This is a genomic window from Pseudomonas sp. GW821-FHT03E01 (genome assembly GCF_059420765.1).
This window is the reverse complement of the sequence record NZ_JBWKUI010000004.1, coordinates 213,301-226,889: the sequence shown is the minus strand read 5'-3', so window position 1 is coordinate 226,889 and position 13,589 is coordinate 213,301. Positions and strand designations below refer to the sequence as shown.

14 protein-coding genes are annotated in these 13,589 nt (G+C 62.1%); 3 read left to right on the top strand and 11 right to left on the bottom strand.

The window, feature by feature from the left end; all coding sequences use genetic code 11:
- Nucleotides 1-9 precede the first annotated feature (9 nt).
- Nucleotides 10-1,878, bottom strand: coding sequence for a flavin monoamine oxidase family protein (locus tag AC07VO_RS08870; protein WP_192350798.1), 1,869 nt, complete (start codon nucleotides 1,876-1,878; stop codon nucleotides 10-12).
- Between the two features lie 222 nt (nucleotides 1,879-2,100).
- Here AC07VO_RS08870 and AC07VO_RS08865 point away from each other — a divergent pair, with 222 nt between their 5' ends.
- Nucleotides 2,101-3,507 carry an adenosylmethionine--8-amino-7-oxononanoate transaminase gene (locus tag AC07VO_RS08865; RefSeq protein ID WP_018928732.1) on the top strand — a complete coding sequence of 469 codons (1,407 nt, stop codon included), beginning with the start codon at nucleotides 2,101-2,103 and terminating at the stop codon, nucleotides 3,505-3,507.
- Between the two features lie 178 nt (nucleotides 3,508-3,685).
- Nucleotides 3,686-4,405 (top strand): 16S rRNA (uracil(1498)-N(3))-methyltransferase, encoded by a 720-nt coding sequence (locus AC07VO_RS08860; RefSeq protein ID WP_064620925.1) that lies wholly within the window; start codon nucleotides 3,686-3,688, stop codon nucleotides 4,403-4,405.
- Nucleotides 4,406-4,447: 42 nt separating this feature from the next.
- Here the strand turns inward: AC07VO_RS08860 and trhA are convergent, their stop codons facing one another.
- The gene (gene trhA / locus AC07VO_RS08855; protein WP_018928730.1) at nucleotides 4,448-5,065 is read right to left on the bottom strand and encodes a PAQR family membrane homeostasis protein TrhA; all 618 of its coding nucleotides are present in this window, start codon (nucleotides 5,063-5,065) and stop codon (nucleotides 4,448-4,450) included.
- 158 nt (nucleotides 5,066-5,223) lie between these two features.
- On the opposite strand from trhA, the gene AC07VO_RS08850 reads away from it, so the two are divergent.
- On the top strand, nucleotides 5,224-6,138 hold the full coding sequence (locus AC07VO_RS08850) for a LysR family transcriptional regulator (protein WP_019580637.1): 915 nt from the start codon (nucleotides 5,224-5,226) through the stop codon (nucleotides 6,136-6,138).
- Nucleotides 6,139-6,287: 149 nt separating this feature from the next.
- Here the strand turns inward: AC07VO_RS08850 and madM are convergent, their stop codons facing one another.
- The 9 genes from madM to mdcA all read right to left on the bottom strand — a co-directional run bounded on the left by madM (nucleotide 6,288) and on the right by mdcA (nucleotide 13,559).
- Entirely contained in the window at nucleotides 6,288-7,052 is a 765-nt protein-coding gene (gene madM / locus AC07VO_RS08845) for a malonate transporter subunit MadM (RefSeq protein ID WP_018928728.1), read from the bottom strand.
- Between the two features lies 1 nt (nucleotide 7,053).
- Nucleotides 7,054-7,470, bottom strand: a complete 417-nt coding sequence (gene madL / locus AC07VO_RS08840) for a malonate transporter subunit MadL (RefSeq protein WP_018928727.1) — start codon at nucleotides 7,468-7,470, stop codon at nucleotides 7,054-7,056.
- 66 nt (nucleotides 7,471-7,536) lie between these two features.
- Entirely contained in the window at nucleotides 7,537-8,448 is a 912-nt protein-coding gene (gene mdcH / locus AC07VO_RS08835; protein WP_086944415.1) for a malonate decarboxylase subunit epsilon, read from the bottom strand.
- On the bottom strand, nucleotides 8,445-9,065 hold the full coding sequence (locus AC07VO_RS08830; protein WP_086944414.1) for a malonate decarboxylase holo-ACP synthase: 621 nt from the start codon (nucleotides 9,063-9,065) through the stop codon (nucleotides 8,445-8,447). The genes mdcH and AC07VO_RS08830 overlap by 4 nt, the downstream gene beginning before the upstream one ends.
- On the bottom strand, nucleotides 9,059-9,862 hold the full coding sequence (mdcE, locus tag AC07VO_RS08825) for a biotin-independent malonate decarboxylase subunit gamma (RefSeq protein WP_019650241.1): 804 nt from the start codon (nucleotides 9,860-9,862) through the stop codon (nucleotides 9,059-9,061). Before mdcE ends, AC07VO_RS08830 begins: the two co-directional genes overlap by 7 nt.
- Complete coding sequence (locus AC07VO_RS08820) at nucleotides 9,859-10,722, bottom strand: biotin-independent malonate decarboxylase subunit beta (protein ID WP_086944413.1); 864 nt, start codon at nucleotides 10,720-10,722, stop codon at nucleotides 9,859-9,861. Before AC07VO_RS08820 ends, mdcE begins: the two co-directional genes overlap by 4 nt.
- A complete protein-coding gene (locus AC07VO_RS08815) occupies nucleotides 10,715-11,014 on the bottom strand; it encodes a malonate decarboxylase subunit delta (RefSeq protein WP_007941972.1) in 300 nt (99 codons plus the stop codon). Before AC07VO_RS08815 ends, AC07VO_RS08820 begins: the two co-directional genes overlap by 8 nt.
- On the bottom strand, nucleotides 11,014-11,889 hold the full coding sequence (locus AC07VO_RS08810; protein WP_086944412.1) for a triphosphoribosyl-dephospho-CoA synthase: 876 nt from the start codon (nucleotides 11,887-11,889) through the stop codon (nucleotides 11,014-11,016). Before AC07VO_RS08810 ends, AC07VO_RS08815 begins: the two co-directional genes overlap by 1 nt.
- Nucleotides 11,889-13,559, bottom strand: coding sequence for a malonate decarboxylase subunit alpha (mdcA, locus tag AC07VO_RS08805; protein WP_019580630.1), 1,671 nt, complete (start codon nucleotides 13,557-13,559; stop codon nucleotides 11,889-11,891). The genes AC07VO_RS08810 and mdcA overlap by 1 nt, the downstream gene beginning before the upstream one ends.
- Between the last annotated feature and the right edge of the window lie 30 nt (nucleotides 13,560-13,589).

The window sequence follows — 13,589 nt, the reverse complement described above, 5'->3', positions numbered from 1 at the left end:
TCCCAAGACTTACTGTGTCTTGGTTTCAGTCGCCACCGGTGCCTTCGCAGCGGTACTCGCCACTGGTTTCTTCACTGGCTCAGCCTTTTTCGCCGTTGCCTTGGCCGGAGCCTTTTTGGCCCCGGTTTTGGCAGCAGGCTTTTTCACTGGCGCTTTGGCCGGTGCTTTCTTCACCGGCTCGGCTTGCGCCGGCACCACTGGCTTCGGTGCCTCAACCGGTGCAGGTGCCGGAGCCGGCGCAGCAACTGGCGCGGGTGCCGGAGCAACGGGGGCCACGGGTTCTGGCGCCTTGGCCGGAGCCTTGTCGGAGCCACCACCAAACATCCGCGAGAAGAAGCCAGGCTTGGTCTCTTCAGCTTTCGCTTCAACCTTCGCAGGTTCTGCCTTGTCGGCCGCTTTATCGGACGAACCACCGAACATGTTGCTGAAGAAATTGCCTTTCTTCGCCACTACCGCGCCTGCCGCCGCAGCGGTCGCTGCCGGCACAACTTTCGCCGGTTCAAACGATTTGCCCGCTGCCAGGTCTTCCAGCTGACTGGCTGCACGCTGACCGGTGCGCAAGGCGCCTTCCAGGGTGCCTGGGTACAAGGTGTCAGTGTGTTCGCCGGCAAAGGCTACACGTTGCAGCGGACGCTCCCACAGGCGCCAGTATTTGCTGATCTGCCCCGGACCGAAGGCCAGGTAAGCGCCGCCCATTGATGGGTCGGTGCTGTAGCGGCGGATTTCATAACCGGTGAACGAACCGCGTGCCTGTGGATAAAAGGCGTGCAGACGAATCAGCACCTGATCGGCCATTTGCTTGTCGCCAAAGGCCTGCATCACCCGCGCGTTGTCGCCGGAAATGTTGATCACCACGTTGGCGCCGCCCTTCAAGGCCGGCTCGATCCACAACATGCCCAGACCGGCGTTGCTGTAGATCTCGCCAGACATGCGCGCCTTGCTTTCCCACACTGGCGTCTTGAACTTCAGCATGATCTGGTCACGCCAGCCGTAGTTGGTGCCCTTGATGGCGCCCATGTGCTGGGCGTCCAGCGCCGGAGTCATCTGGATCTTGCTCAGTGCGCGCAACGGCACGGCCAGCACGACGTAGTCCGCCTGATAGCCAACGCTGCCGACCTTGACACTCACGCCATCCTTGTCCTGGGTAATGGACGAAACCGGGGAACCGGTCTTGATGGTTTTCAGTTGTTTGACGAAGGCCTGGGCTAGCACCGGGCTGCCGCCGGGCAGGCGCGAGGCGCGCAGGTCACGGTCAGCAATGCCACGGTAGACGCGGCTTTGTTGGGCAAAATACAGCAGCGACAGGCGCGAAGGTTCGTCGTAACGGGTACGAATCTCCTGATTCACCAACTGACGCGCAGTGGCAGGCAGATTCAGGCGATCGAGCCAGTTGGCCACGTTGATCTGGTCCAGGGCGAACAGCGTGCTGTTGGCGGCCGGGTTTTGCGGGTCTTCGATCGAGCGCGCCAGGTCATCCAGAGTCTTTTCGTAGCGTTTCAGCGCGTCGCTGGTGGCCGGCTGTTTAGTCGCCAGATCGGCGGCGCTGAAGTATTCACCGTCGATCAGGTAACCCGGGGTCCGCACGAACTCGGGGGCTGGCGTGGTGCTCAGCTTGAACGTCGAGATGTACTTGTTCAAAACCGGTTGGGTCTTGTCGTTGCCGATCCACTCGCTGGTGGCCATGCCGGAACGACCGCCCAGGGTCGGTTTGGCTTCCAGCAAGGTGACCTGCCAGCCTTTGCTCTGCAGTTCGTACGCCGCGGTGAGGCCCGAAAGCCCGCCGCCGACCACGATCGCCGTTTTATCCTTGGCCAGCGCCGAAACGCTGAACAGTCCTAACATCACCAGCGCACAGGCGCGCAGCCAACCAGCAGACATTCAGAGAACTCCGGAAATACACGAGGAAATAGCGGTTTTACGAGTCAGACGACTCAAAGAGCCGCGAAGAATACGTCAGCCATCAAAACGCCGCCAGCGACGTCTATCGTCCTATACAAAGTAGCTCAATCGACACAATGGGTTGTCCCCGTGACGCGCATTGCATAGGCTTGCGCGATTGTTTACCCGCCTACGTCACGGGTAGCCTCGAGGAGACAGAAAATGGGCCTGAATAAACAGTGGATGGAACGCGATCTCGCCGTGTTATGGCATCCCTGCACCCAGATGAAAGACCACGAACAGCTGCCGCTGATCCCGATCAAGCGCGGTGAAGGCGTGTGGCTGGAAGACTTCGAAGGCAAACGCTACCTCGACGCCGTCAGCTCCTGGTGGGTCAATGTGTTCGGCCACGCCAACCCGCGGATCAACCAGCGCATCAAGGATCAGGTCGATCAGCTGGAACACGTGATCCTCGCCGGTTTCAGCCATCAGCCGGTGATCGAGCTGTCCGAGCGTCTGGTGAAGATGACGCCCGAAGGCCTGACCCGGTGTTTCTACGCCGATAACGGTTCATCGTGCATTGAAGTCGCGCTGAAAATGAGCTTCCACTACTGGCTCAACCGCGGCCAGCCGAACAAGAAACGCTTCGTCACCCTCACCAACGGCTACCACGGCGAGACCATGGCGGCGATGGCAGTGGGCGACGTGCCGCTGTTTACCGAAACCTACAAAGCCCTGCTGATGGACACCATCAAGGTGCCGAGCCCCGATTGCTACCTGCGCCCCGAGGGCATGAGCTGGGAAGAACACTCACGCAACATGTTCGCCGCCATGGAGCAGACCCTGGCCGACAACCACGATACCGTGGCCGCCGTGATTCTGGAGCCGCTGATTCAGGGCGCCGGCGGCATGCGCATGTATCACCCGGTGTACCTCAAGCTGCTGCGCGACGCCTGTGATCGTTATGGCGTGCACCTGATCCACGATGAAATCGCCGTCGGCTTCGGTCGTACCGGCACAATGTTCGCCTGCGAACAGGCTGGTATCCGCCCGGACTTCCTCTGCCTGTCCAAGGCCCTGACTGGCGGTTACCTGCCGTTGGCGGCCTGCCTGACCACCGATGAGGTCTACAGCGCGTTCTACGACGACTACCCGACCCTGCGCGCCTTCCTGCATTCCCACAGCTATACCGGCAATCCGCTGGCCTGCGCGGCGGCATTGGCGACGCTGGATATCTTCGAAGAAGACAACGTCATCGAGAACAACAAGGCTCTGGCCCAGCGCATGGCCTCCTCCACCGCGCACCTGGCCGATCACCCGAACGTCTCTGAAGTGCGCCAGACCGGCATGGTGCTGGCGATCGAGATGGTCAAGGACAAGGCCAGCAAGACCGCTTACCCGTGGCAGGAACGTCGCGGTTTGACCGTGTTCCAGCATGCACTGCAACGAGGTGCTTTACTGAGGCCGTTGGGCAGCGTGGTGTATTTCCTGCCGCCTTACGTGATTACCCCGGAGCAGATCGATTTTCTGGCCGAAGTGGCCAGCGAAGGCATCGACATCGCCACCCGTGACAGCGTCAGCGTGGCGGTACCGAAGGACTTTCATCCGGGCTATCGCGATCCGGGCTAGCTGCCACTGAGTAGTAACCCTGTGGCGAGGGAGCTTGCTCCCGCTGGGCTGCGTAGCAGCCCCAAAAACCTGACACTGAGGAGTGTCAGGTAAACCTTGCGACCGCTTCGCGCTCGAACGGGAGCAAGCTCCCTCGCCACAAAAGCAACTCGATCCGAACTTACCGTAGAGACCCAAGATGAGACTGTCCCGCTTCTTTATCGACGCCCCTTTGAGCACCGGCGAACACGAGTTGCCCGAAGCCCAGGCGCATTACATCGGCCGTGTGCTGCGCATGGCCGAGGGTGATGCGGTGCAACTGTTCGACGGCTCGGGCCATGAGTTTCGCGGCACACTGGTGGAAGTCGGCAAGAAGCGCGTGGTGGTGCAAATCGATGAAAGCTTTACCGGTCAGGTCGAGTCGTCGCTGGCGGTCCATCTCGGCCAGGGTTTGTCCCGTGGCGAGCGGATGGACTGGGCGATTCAAAAAGCCACCGAACTGGGCGTCACCGAAATCACCCCGATTTTCACCGACCGCTGCGAGGTCCGCCTCAAGGACGAACGCGCCGACAAACGCCTGATGCACTGGCGTCAGGTGGCGATCAGCGCCTGCGAGCAGTGTGGGCGTTCACGGGTGCCGGTGATTCATCCGCCATTGCTGTTGGCTGACTGGTTGAAGCAGACCGCGGCCGAATTGAAACTGGTGCTGCATCCGGTGGCCGAGCCGCTGGTGAGCCACGCCAAACCTGCAAGCCTGGCGTTCCTGATCGGTCCGGAGGGCGGCTTGTCGGACGTCGAAGTCGAACAGGCCAAGGCTGGCGGTTTCCACGCCGCCCGCCTCGGCCCGCGCGTGCTGCGCACCGAAACCGCGCCGGTGGTGGCATTGGCGGTGGCCCAACAACTCTGGGGTGACTTCTAGGGCCTTGTGGCGAGGGGGCAAGCCCCCTCGCCACAAAAGCAGTCACAAGACGTAGAACCAAATCGCCACAAAGTGCAGCAAACTCCCGGCTATCACGAACAGATGCCAGATCCCATGGGCGTGGCGCAGACGATGGTCGAGGGCAAAAAAGATAATCCCCACAGTGTACAACACCCCGCCCGACGCCAGCAAGGTAAAGCCGACAGGGCCCAGTGCCGCCAGTAACGGCTTGACCGCCACCAGCACGATCCAGCCCATCACCGCGTAAATCACGACCGACAGAATCCGTGCTTCCGAGCGCGGTTTGATCTCTTGCAGGATACCGATCAGCGCCAGCCCCCAGACAATCCCGAACAAGGTCCAGCCCCATGGCCCGCGCAGGGTCACCAGGCAGAACGGCGTGTAACTACCGGCAATCAGCAAGTAGATCGAAAAGTGATCGACCTTCTGCATGATCGCTTTCTTGCGCCCACGCACGCTGTGGTACACGGTCGAGGCGCTGTAGAGCACCAGCAAGGTAAACGCGTAAATCGCCACACTGACGATCTTCCACGGACTGCCATCCATACTGGCGATCACCAGCAGCCACACGCCCCCGACCAATGCCGCCACCGCCCCAACCAAATGCGTCCAGGCGTTCAATCTTTCCCCGTGATACATGTGTTGCTCACCTCTACGTTCATTACCGCCGCGCGCAAGGCTCAGGCCTCAAGGTTAAAAGCGCAATGTTTCAGAACACAATGCCCCCCTACGAAAGCCATCGAGCCAAACGTTAGCCAATTGGGCACAATCGAGACATACGAATAAGAGTCTGGCCCATGTTGATCGATGAAGAGTTGACCCTGAAAAAACTCGAAGTGTTCCTGGCCTTCATGCGCACCGGCAACCTGGCCCGCGCCGCCGTCGAGTTGCAGACCAGCAACGTCAGCGTGCACCGCGCCATCCACTCCCTGGAAAGCGCCCTGCGTTGCCCGCTATTCAAGCACGAAGGGCGCAACCTGACCCCGTTGGAAAGCGCTTATGTGCTGGAAGAGCGGGCGCAGAAGCTGATTCAGGACGTGCTCGAAACCGTGCGCCTGACCCGCGAAGCCGCCGGGTTCTCCGCCGAACGCTTCAAGCTCGGCTCGCTGTATTCGCTGACGGTGAAGACTGTGCCGCAGCTGATCATGGGCCTGAAAATCCGCCGCAGCGAACTCAATATCGACCTGATCCTGGGTTCGAACATCGACCTGCTGTACAAACTCAAGAACATGGAAGTCGACGCGATCCTGGTGTCACTGGACGACAGCGTCAACGACCCGGACTGCGAACAGATCCCGCTGTTTTCCGATGACATCTTCCTCGCCACCCCGGCGGACTCGCCCTTTGCCCAGCGGAGCGAAGTCGACCTGGCCGAGGTGCGCGACGAAACGTTCATCACCTTGACCCAAGGCTTCGCCACGCACCAGGACGGCATTCGAGTGTTCAAGCAGGCGGGGTTCGAGCCGAAGGTGGCGATGCAGGTCAACGACATCTTCACCCTGCTGAGCATGGTCAGCTCGGGGGTGGGTTATGCGTTGCTGCCGGGGCGGATTGCGGCGGTGTATGAGAACCGGGTGAAGCTGATTCCATTGCAGGAAAAGTACCGGTTGCAGCAGCACATTGGCGTGGTGTTTCTCAAGGCCAAGGAGCGTGACCCGAATCTGCTGGCGCTGTTGGCGGAGTGCCGGATGTATGCCAATCGCCAGGCTTGAATGTGGCGAGGGAGCTTGCTCCCGCTCGGGTGCGGAGCGCCCGCAAAACCAGGCCACCGGATTTACCTGATACACCTCGGTGGTAGAAGTTGGGGCTACTGCGCAGCCCAGCGGGAGCAAGCTCCCTCGCCACAAGAAGCAGTCATTCGTTAACCAACAATCCCGCGAACAACGAAGTACAGCAACGAAGGCCCAAGCAAGCACCCAAGCCCGGTATGGAACGTCGCCGTCAGCGCGCCATACGGCACCAACCGCCGATCCGTCGCCGCCAACCCGGCAGTCACACCACTCACCGTCCCGGCCAAGCCGCCAAATACCATCGCCGAGCGCGGGTTATCCAGGCCCATCCAGCGCGCCGCCACCGGCGTGCCGACCATCACCAGAATCGCCTTGATCAACCCGGTGGCAATCGACAGCGCCATCACATCGGATGAGGCCCCAATCGCAGCACCCGTCACCGGCCCGACGATGTACGTCACCGCACCCGCGCCAATGGTGGTCATGCTGATCGCATCGCGATAACCGAACACCCAGGCAATGCTCGCCCCGACAATGAACGGCAGAATCGTGCCCAGCAGCAGCGCGATGACGCCAATCATCCCGGCCTTTTTCGCTTCGGTGGCCTGCACCTCGAACGCCGTGGCAACGATGGCGAAGTCACGCAACATGGCGCCGCCCATCAAGCCGATGCCGGAAAACAGTGACAGATCCGCCAGGCCTTTTTGCCCGCCGGTCATGGTGCCGCCAACCCAGGCCAGCACCAGGCCGATGACGATGGCAATCGCCGAGCCATGAATCCGCCCGAAAGTCAGGCGCTTGGACAGAATCACCGACACCCACATGATTACGCCAACAAACGCGAATGCCGTGACCAGACTGTTATTTACCAGGCCTTTCTCAATGAGTTCCCACATATCAGCGACCTCCTACTGGCGTGCCGACCGGTGTTATGTCCACCGGTTCATCGGGCAAGGGTTCGCCTTTGTGGGTTCGGCTGATCAACGCAATGGTGCAGCCGCAGAGCACCACCGAACCGATCGCCGCCAGCACCGCCACCGGGCCGCCGTGCAGGGCGGTGACCACGTTCTGTTGCGCCGCCATGGCAACCACCACCGGAATGTACATGGCGCCCCAGAAGCCGACGCCCATCTCGCAATCCTTGGTCATGCCGCCGCGTTTTTGCATCCACAACCGCGCGCAAATCAGCAGGATCATCGCGATCCCGACCCCGCCGACGTTGGATTTCACACCCAGCAACACGCCGAGCATGTCACCCATGATCACCCCTGCCAGCGTACAGATCGCCAACAGCGCCACACCGTAAATAATCATTGTTGTAGTCCTCAAAGTGCATCGTCGGAATTGTTGTTTTTGTAGTTCGCAACCTGAGTCGGTGATCTAGGGTTGGCGGCTTCCCTCCTCACGCAACAGCGCCTGCAAGGTATCGAGCCGTGCACCGTCGTAGGCAATCACGGTGCCCTGCTCGAACACCCGGCGCGCCAGCCCGGTCAACACCGCACCGGGCGGCAGTTCGATCTGTAAACGCACGCCGCGCTCGTAAGCGCTTTGCACCGTACCGCGCCAATCGACGACGCGGCACATGTTGAACGCCAGGTCGTCGCGCAAGGCATCCGTGTTGATGACGGGCCGGGCTCGACTGCCGCTCAGGTAACCCAGGGTCGGCGTTTTCAATTGCACCTTGGCGAAGGCTTCGGCCAGAGTTTTCGCCGGTGTTTCCAGCAGCGGGCAATGGGACGGCACGCTGACCGCCAGACGCTTGGCCAGACCGGCGCCACGGCTGCGCGCCAGGTCGGCAACTGCTTTCATCGCCGAATCACTGCCAGCAATCACCACCTGGTTATCGGCGTTGATGTTGGCCAGGTAAACCGGTGTATCAACACTGTGAACCTGCGCCAGCAACCCTTCCACCGTCGCCAATTCCAGACCGATGATCGCGGTCATGCCGTAGCCCTGAGGATAAGCCTGCTGCATCAGCTCACCGCGCAGGCTGACCAGATGCAGCGCATCACTGAAACTCAAGGCGCCCGCAACCACCGCCGCCGGGTAGGCACCGATGGACAGTCCCGCCACGTAATCCGGTGCCATTGATAACTGACGCGAAGCGGCGACGCCGGCAATCAGCAGGCACAGCTGAACCGCCCTTGTCGACTGCAACGCCTCGGCAGAATCGAGCAGCAAGACGTCTTCGCCAAGCACCTCGCTGGCCTCGATCAGCGTTTCCCAAGGTAAACGATGGAGCATGCCCGGCTGCTGCGCGCCCTGGCCGGGGAACACCAGCAAGCTGCTCACGCTGCTTGCTCCTGCGGGTTCCAGGGATCGTTGACCAAACACGCTTCATGGGCGTTTTTGAGTAGAACCCGTTGCGACGGGCTAGCCCATTCGCGCAGGGCGACAGCGCCATTCGGCGCCTGCAATTGCATGTCCACCAAACACTCGGCGCTGCCGAGAAGCATCATCAATGCCCGCGCTTGAGTACGGCTCAACGGCTGCGGTGTACGCAGGATCAAGTCGAGGTCGCTGCGCTCATGGAGCGCCGTAAAACCGCTGGCCAATTCGAACCCGGCGCTGCCGCTGACACCCCACACCCAACCGCAGGCGTCGAGCATCGGCCGCAGTTGCGCCAGCGCTCGCAGGGCCGGCAGGTCGCGAGTCGACTCTGCATGGCAAAGGTCTTCCGGCCTTACCCGATTCGAAATCACCGCGATCGCCATCGACGTTGCATAACGCTGCTCGCGCAAGCGCCCACGCACCCCGACCGCGATCTGATCCGGCGCGGTGATCGCGCGCCGGACTACCACCGGCTGACCCGCGCTGATCGACTCGACCACCCACGCAGGTGCATCCGCCGGCAACTGCTCCAGGGTCATCCCCCAAAGCAGGTCGTGGGCCAGAAACGTGTTCACCACTGCGCTCTCAGCAGTTGACGAACCTTGCTCGACGCTGCGCGGTTACTCGCGCCCAAGCGGCTGCTCAGATCGCGACCGCTGGCAGCGACATCGCCAATCGCCTGGCTCAGGCACTCCGTCACGCGAGCCAGATCCGCCGTCGTCGGCTGCTCGATCTGCTCCACCGACAAGGTTTCCCAGAGCAAGCCCAGGCTGGCATAGCTGTCGATGTCATAGGCCATCGGCGGCACGCTGGCGGCCAACGCCTCCAGCTCTTCGACACTGCGCAACGTCACCCGCGCCGCCGACGCCTTGCCCATCGCATGCACCATCACCCCCGGATCGCGCAACGCAATCAGCCGGTTGGCCTGATACCCGTGAGCCAGAAACGCCCCGGACATCGCCTTGCCCACCAGCAAACCGATCACCGCATGGCCGGCCAGTCGGGCGCGGGCATAACTGTCCGCCGCACCGGCCAGGGCCTGATGAATGCCAAGGGCTTCTTCGCGCCGACCGTAAGCCTGACTCGGCACATCGACGATGGCGATCAAGGCGCGTTTGTGCGCTTTGTCAGCATCAGCGGTGATGACGTCATCCACCGCCTTGGCCAACCCCCAGCCTTCCAGCAGCCCGACCTCGCCATTGCGCGCACGAACGAACCGGTTGTCAGGATCAGCCACCACAGCGATGAAGCGAACGGGCCGGTCACCCAAGACGCCGTCAGCCACTTTCAATGAAGCCGGCAAACCCTCCACCGGTTTTGCGCCTGCACTCAAGGCGTTGAACCAGTTCAGGCCTCTGAGGGAATACGTGCTCATGAGCGCTCTCCTTGATACAGATCGCGAACCACTGACGGCTCGATTTGCGGTGCGGCGTCCAGACGAGCCAGCCGTTGCAGGTACAACTCGGCCTGACGACTGCGCTGCTGCGCTGGCAAACCGCGCTTGAGCAATTGGCTGACCTGTTGTTGCACCTGCGCCACATCGTCGGCAACAAAACTATCCACCAAACCGCTGGCGAAACGCTGCTCGCCACCGGTCAGGCTCCAGATGAAAGGACGATCCCGGGAGTCGTATTCCTCAAGCCCGGCTTCCTGTTCGATCACTTGCGGACCGTTCAGGCCCAGGCGCGCCTCCTGGGTCACCAGCAAATAGCTGCACAGCCCGGCAGCAATCGACATCCCGCCAAAGCAGCCGACGCTGCCAGCGACCACGCCAACCACGGGTTGGTACTGGCGCAGATCGACGATCGCCGCATGAATATCGGCAATCGCCGCCAGCCCGAGATTGGCTTCCTGCAAACGCACGCCGCCGGTTTCCAGCAGCAACACGGCACGGGTGGGAATGCCTTTGCGGTTATCCTCGGCGGCCAGTTCCAGCGCACCGGCAATCTTCGCCCCGCCGACTTCACCCAGGCTGCCGCCCTGAAACGCGCCTTCGATGGCCGCGATCACCACCGGCAAACCGCCAATGCTGCCCTTGGCGATCACCACCCCGTCATCGGCTTGCGGCACCACGCCCTGGCGCGACAGCCAGGGCGACATGACGCGCTGAAACGGGTCGAGCAATTCGCGGAAGGTGCCGGCATCGAGCAGCGCTTTTGCCCGTTGCCGGGCACCGAGTTCGACGAAGCTCTGCCTTTCAAGGAATGGGTTGAGAAGCGCTGCGCTGTCAGTCATGACCGATCTCCTCAAAGCCCTGTTCCAGACGCAAGCGCACTACACCGGGGGTGGCGCCGAAATCGTGGATATCGATCGCCATCGCGGGCGGTGTCTGGCCATCGAACATCCGTGCGAACAGATGCTGCCAGCGTTGTTCACTGCCATTGACCGAGGTCTGCACCTGGATCGTCAACTTGCCCGCCAGCCCTGGTTCGATCAGCACTTCCAGATCGCCCGAGCCCACACAGCCCACCAGCGCCCTGCCCCGTGGCGGCTGCCCGGCGGGGAATTCAAAGGATAAGGTTTCCATCAAAACGCTCCCTGGGAGATGCCGTCGCGCGACTCAATGCGGTCGATGAACAGGCAGGCTGCGAGCAAGTCCGCAGCGCCACCGGGCGAGGCATTCAACGCGATTAATTGTTGGTCCAGCTCATGCAAACGACGGCGACCGGCGAGGCTGGCGCTGCCGCCGGCATCGAGCACGGCTTGCGCGCCGAGTTGCATGGTGTGCAGGCCTTGTTCGCCTGCGCGGTAAAGGACGCAGGTGTCGGCCAGTGTCGTCATGATCGCCAGCAGAGCATCGAGCCGGGCGTTCTGTTCGCCATGGCCTGCAGCACGGCTGCGTTTTAGTTGCGGCAAACCACGGTGCAGCACCGCCGGGAAACCAAGCTGCGCCTCTTCACGGGCACCGCGAACGCCGTAGCGTTGGGCGACCTGGGCACCGTGGCTTAAAGGACGTGGCGAGTAACGGTCGTCGAGTAAGGCCAGGCGTGCAGCGCGCAAAGCGATTGAGCTTGCGGCACAGGATTCAGGTTCCAGCGCGGCGGCAGTGACCAGAAGCCCCAAGGCCCAGATCGCCCCACGATGGGTGTTCACACCGCCTGTAGTAGCGAGCATCACTTGCTCGCCTTCACGACCAATGCACCCGACAGCTTCACGCAGGGGCAGGCCGACTTCACCGAACTCGATGGCCGCGTCCGCCATTGCCTTGAACGCCGGCCACAGGGACAACGCCGAAGCGTGCATCAGCCCAAGGTGCAAATCGGTGTGCGCACCATTGCCGCGACGGTCCACCAGCGCCGGTTTCGGCGACAGGTCCGCTTCGTCGATCAGCGCGTCCACCGCCAGGTCCGCCAGCCGTTCGGCCAGGGTTAACGTTTTCGGTTGCAGGTTGAATGCGTGCATTACCAGCTCCTGAACTTGGCGGGCGGGTTGTAGAGGCCACCGGACCATTCCACCAGATCGGCCACGCTTTTCGCTGCGAGCAGTTCGCGAGTGGCGTCGGTGCGGCGGATGCCGAGGTCTTCGGGCAAGGCGATCAGCCCTTCGCGGCGCATGCGCGCGGTGTCTTTGGGGTTGTGGCGCAAGCCGATGGCGGTCACCCCGGCGACGGCAGCGATCATCGCCTGGCGTTCCTCGAGGGAACGGGCCTTGTACAGATAGGCGATGCCTTCTTCGGTGAGCAGGTGGGTGACGTCGTCGCCATAGATCATGATCGGCGCCAGCGGCATGCCGCTTTTCTTCGCCACCTCCACCGCGTCGAGGGTTTCGACGAAGGTCGGTTTGCCGCCCTCCTGGAAGGTCTCGACCATTTGCACCACGAGTTTCTTGCCGCGTTCGAGCATCGGCTCGGCCACGTCGGTGTGGCGCATGTCGAGCCAGGCGGGTGTGCCGTGACGACGCCCGCGCGGGTCGTGCCCCATGTTCGGCGCGCCACCGAAACCGGCCAGGCGACCGCGAGTCACTGTCGAAGAATGACCGTCGCCATCGACTTGCAGGGTCGCGCCGATGAACAGGTCCACCGCGTATTGCCCGGCGAGCTGACTGAACATCCGGTTGGAGCGCAGGGAGCCATCGCGGCCGGTGAAGAACACATCAGGCCGGGCGGCGATGTAGTTTTCCATGCCCAGTTCGGTGCCGAAGCAATGCACGCTTTCGACCCAGCCACTTTCGATGGCCGGAATCAGGGTTGGGTGCGGATTGAGCGTCCAGTTGCGGCAGATCTTGCCCTTCAAGCCGAGGGATTCGCCGTAGGTCGGCAGGATCAATTCGATGGCGGCGGTGTTGAAGCCGATGCCGTGGTTCAGCGACTGAACATTGTGTTTTTCGTAGATCCCGCGGATCGCCATCATCGCCATCAACACGTGCACAGGCTTGATGTGCCGTGGGTCGCGGGTGAACAACGGCTCGATGTAGAACGGCTTGTCCGCCACCACCACGAAGTCGACCCAGGAGGCGGGGATATCCACGCGAGGCAGGTCGCTGACATCGTCCACCAGTTGATTGACCTGGACGATGACGATGCCGTCACTGAAGGCCGCCGGTTCGATCAACGCGGGCGTGTCTTCGGTGCTTGGGCCGGTGTAGATGTTGCCGGCGCGGTCGGCCATGAAACCGGCCGAGAGCACGACGTTGGGGATCAGGTCCACCACCAGCCGCGCATAGAGTTCGATGTAGGTGTGGATCGCGCCGATTTCCAGCAAACCGTCTTCGAGCAACTGGCTGATGCGCAGGCTCTGGGTACCGGCGAACGAGAAATCGAGCTTGCGCGCGATGCCGCGTTCGAACAGATCCAGGTGCTCGGAGCGCCCGACGCTGGGCATGATCATGTGCAAATCATGCAGCTTGCCCGGATCGGCCTTGGCCAGGGAGCGGGAAAGGAAATCCGCCTGCTTCTGGTTATTGCCCTCCAGCACCACACGGTCGCCGGGCAGAATCAACGCCTCCAGCGCTGCCACGATCTTGTCGGTGGGCAACACCACACCGTCGGCAAGCCCCTTCACCAATTCGAGACGCCGCTGCTTTTCGCTGCGCCGCCGCGTCCATCGCGAGTCGGGGGATATTGTTGTTGTCATGACCACTCCACGGGTTCGCTGTCGTGGGAG